Origin of the sequence: Paucibacter sp. DJ2R-2 (assembly GCF_025717675.1) — a bacterium.
Lineage (GTDB): Bacteria > Pseudomonadota > Gammaproteobacteria > Burkholderiales > Burkholderiaceae_C > Paucibacter_A.
This window is the reverse complement of record NZ_JAJIRT010000024.1, coordinates 1-2795: the sequence shown is the minus strand read 5'-3', so window position 1 is coordinate 2795 and position 2795 is coordinate 1. Positions and strand designations below refer to the sequence as shown.

Annotated in this window: 4 protein-coding genes; all 4 read left to right on the top strand. The window is 56.0% G+C overall.

Annotated elements, in window-relative coordinates:
* On the top strand, positions 1-746 hold a 746-nt coding region (locus LNV28_RS24915), incomplete at its 5' end, for a DUF4145 domain-containing protein (protein WP_263521079.1).
* Between the two features lie 432 nt (positions 747-1178).
* On the top strand, positions 1179-1673 hold the full coding sequence (locus LNV28_RS24910; RefSeq protein ID WP_263521081.1) for a DUF4240 domain-containing protein: 495 nt from the start codon (positions 1179-1181) through the stop codon (positions 1671-1673).
* 124 nt (positions 1674-1797) lie between these two features.
* The gene (locus LNV28_RS24905; RefSeq protein ID WP_263521084.1) at positions 1798-2211 is read left to right on the top strand and encodes a hypothetical protein; all 414 of its coding nucleotides are present in this window, start codon (positions 1798-1800) and stop codon (positions 2209-2211) included.
* 72 nt (positions 2212-2283) lie between these two features.
* Positions 2284-2610: a hypothetical protein gene (locus LNV28_RS24900; RefSeq protein WP_263521086.1), complete on the top strand. Its 327-nt coding sequence runs from the start codon at positions 2284-2286 to the stop codon at positions 2608-2610.
* Positions 2611-2795: the final 185 nt, after the last annotated feature.

Genomic DNA, 2795 nt, shown 5'->3' with positions numbered 1-2795 from the left:
TCGCCTTCGCCGACATTCACACGCCCAGAGTAGTGCGGGTGGTTGGGGATATCGGGTTATTGGACAGCCTCGTTAGCCATCAATACACCATGAAATGCCCACATTGCCGTACTGACTTCCACGACAAGGTCCGCTCCAACGAAATTGGGCGCGACATAGATGGCCTTTGGTACCTCGAACAAACGACCTGCCCGGCATGCAGTCGATTCATCCTTACGGTGGTCTCCAAATTCGCCCAAGAACTTGGATCGGTGGTTGTACCTGGCGCCGAGCTAGCCCGCTACCTGGCACGTCCAAAATCTAACGTTCGGCCCTCTCCTCATAAAGACGTTCCAGAGGAATTCGCATCGGACTATCGGGAAGCCGCCGCCGTACTTGCGGACAGCCCGAAAGCCAGTGCCGCACTGAGCCGTCGGTGCTTGCAACACTTGATCCGGGAGAGAGCGGGGATCAAGAAGCCTGATTTGGCTAAGGAGATTGACGAGTTGATCTCATCGAATGCCTTGCCCTCGCATTTGTCTGAAGCTGTAGATGCAGTACGAAATATTGGCAACTTCGCGGCTCATCCGATTAAGGCAACGGCGACAGGCGAGGTCTTACCGGTCGAGCCCGGCGAGGCGGAATGGACGCTCGATGTTCTCGACGGTCTGTTTGACTTTTACTTCGTTCAGCCCGCAATCCTGAAAGCCAAGCGAGATGCTCTAAACCTTAAGCTTGCGTCTGCTAGCAAGCCGCCGATTAAGTAGGGCTAGATGGCTAACCAGTCGCTCGAGCCGACTCGCGTCGGCAAGCCGCCGCTCGCGGCTCAGCTTCAACGTTGTGCAGCAGGCTAATCCTTCATCAAAGAGCCGTGGCCGGTTGCGCGTTTGGCGCGATCACGCGGAGCAATTTCCGCAGCGGTTTACCAGCTCGGTCGTCACCCCACCGGTATCAGGCTTTGCCAGCAGAGATTTCGCCGGTTCAGGAAAAGTCGGGCGTGCACTTTCCATGGCGCGCGGCGAGTCTTTGGGTTTGCGGCGAGCCTGTCGCCTCGGGCGCTCGCAACGTGGGTGTGGCTCCGATGTACAGTTTTTGCTTTCAACCCGTGGGGCTTTCAACATGGCTCCGCACAACAGGTCGCTGCAGCGGACGGCTTCGCCGACCGCTGAGCTTCAACGTTAGACCTCACCTAGACGATCATGACCGACGACCAGTTTTGGACCGCAATCGAAACCGTCAGAGCTTCCGCAGGTAGCGATACAGAGGCGCGAGTTGATGCGCTTGGTAAGCACTTGTCTGAACTTACGCTAGAAGAAATTCAGGACTTCCAGCGAAAGTACGACCAGATGATCCATGTGGCGAATCGCTGGGATTTGTGGGGCGCCGCCTATCTGATGAATGGTGGGTGTTCGGACGACGGCTTTCGGTATTTCTGTCATTGGTTGATATCAGAAGGACGAGAGCGGTTCGAATCAGCGCTCGCAGACCCTGACTCACTGGCTGAGGTGCCGCAGCAGGACTACTTTGAGCTTGAGTCTTTCGCATACGAGGCGCTAAAGGCGTACGAGAGCAAAGGCGGAGGTGAGCTCGAGCGAGATTTCACAATCGAGCTTGCCCCTCCAGTCGGTGAAGAATGGTCCGAAGATGACTTACCAGAGCGCTTTCCGAGGCTGGCAGAGAAATATGAGGTCTAACCGGGCGCTCAACCGGACCCGCAACGGCATGCCCCGTCTGGCCGTCATTTCATTCTTGGCCAGTCGCGTCACGCCGCTGCGGGCCAGTTAGCTTCAACGTTAGGTTTCACAAACACAACCGATCATGACCTACCAGTTCGCAGGATTTCTCGCACCAGGTTCTGTAGTCCGCCCCACACAAGTTCCTGCGGGAGCGGTTTTACGTGAGATTCAAACCCCATTTGTCGGTGTTGGTGTAATGCTTCCAAACCTGATCGGCAAGGTCATGCATGAGGCTCAAGTCTTTGAGATCGCGTCTTCACTGGGTTTCGATTCCACGAAGAACTGGTTATTTCTTCAATACGATTGCTGGGGCGGACAGATTGATTTTGCTTATGGTCTTGGTTCCTCGGGCGGGGAGAGATTCGGCCCTATCGAGGAATCCGCGCTCGACAATGTGCAGGACGTGTACGTAGGGCTCATGGCCAAGGTTGGAATTGGTGAGAACGAGGCATTGGATTTCCAGCCTTTTGAGCGTGGGTTTTGGGGTGAAACCTAACCGGGCTTTCCACCGGACGTCCTTCGGCAAGCCTCAGTCCGCCGGTGAACTTCAACGTTAGAGCGCACTCGCATGCAAAACGAAGTCATCGCCGAATACGCGCTCGTTGGCCAACGGCCCGGCGAAGCGGAATTCCCAATACAGATCTTGATCTGGAAACCCGCGCCCAGCGAAAGAATGTCGCCTGCGTGGGAATGTTCAGTTTCGGTTGAGCGGCTCTGGGAAAAACCTTTTGTCATCTACGGCGAAAATTCATTTCAAGCGCTCTGCTTGGCAAGCAAGCATGCGGTTCAAATTCTCGATACCTTCGCCGAGCATGGCGGTGTTCTCAAGTACCCTGATGGCGAGTTGTTCGAAGCAGATGTCTTTGGGTTCAAGTTGCTGGCTCGTGAGTCGTGAGAAAGCGCTCTAACCCGTCGCTCGAGTGGACCTCCGCCAGCTGGCCGCGCTACGCTGCCTGTGTATTTTCAGCTCCGCGCGGCCAGCTGGCTGCGGCCCCTCAGCTCGAACGTTGAGGCTGTAAAAAAACTCCCTACCGGGTCCGTCCCGATTCACTGCGCAGCCCCTGACGCGTCAAATACGCA